Source organism: Oleiphilus sp. HI0043, assembly GCF_001634935.1.
This window is the reverse complement of sequence record NZ_LWEY01000409.1, coordinates 1-767: the sequence shown is the minus strand read 5'-3', so window position 1 is coordinate 767 and position 767 is coordinate 1. Positions and strand designations below refer to the sequence as shown.

The 767-nt window shown below is 39.6% G+C and carries 1 protein-coding gene; it reads right to left on the bottom strand.

Going from position 1 to position 767, the window contains the following annotated elements; genetic code table 11:
• Positions 1–148 precede the first annotated feature (148 nt).
• Positions 149–517, bottom strand: a complete 369-nt coding sequence (gene folX / locus A3729_RS05350) for a dihydroneopterin triphosphate 2'-epimerase (protein WP_068514588.1) — start codon at positions 515–517, stop codon at positions 149–151.
• Positions 518–767 lie beyond the last annotated feature (250 nt).

The window sequence follows — 767 nt, the reverse complement described above, 5'->3', positions numbered from 1 at the left end:
CCATATCCTTCAGCTTCACCAATTCCGGGTAGCTAGTTCGATAGGTACCGATCACATGATACCCTTTGGCCAAACAATCAAGCGCCAGCGCCAAGCCAATGCGCCTGCCTACACCAGTGATCAAAACAGGTGACTTACTCATAAAACACTACTCCGGCTTCCTATATTCGAGACTGAGAGAAACTGAATCAGCAAAACGTAGCGCGTGAGGTTTATCAATTCGTACTTTCGCATAGCTCACCCAAGAGTGCTCACTGCAAAGACCCAACACGTCTGACACCAGTTTTTCCAATAATAGAAAGCGACCATCCTCAACATGCTTAATAATGCTTTTTGCAATGTGTTTATAGTTCAAGGCATCTTCAACACTATCTTCCAGGCACAGTTTATTTGCAGGATAATGTACTTCCACATTAATAATAATATCTTGTTGCTTTTCCTGTTCCTCAGGATTGAACCCAATATAAGTTCGAAGTCGCAAATTTGTAATATTGATAATCGCGTTATTAACAACCATTAAAAACAGCCTTATATTTCTTATTCCAACCCACCGAGCTTAGACCTAAATCGAAGCAGCGTAAATATCTGGGGATGATATAAACAGAATTTTCAATGCTAAGCTCAATACATCCAAATTGGTCAGATACTATTTTTGCGTCTAAGCTCCATTAAACAGCATAAATAAATTTTTATTCCTAGTAACGTGATTCCTGGTAACTTGCACACTAAGAAATGATTGAATACACACCACCCTCACAAGACAAGAC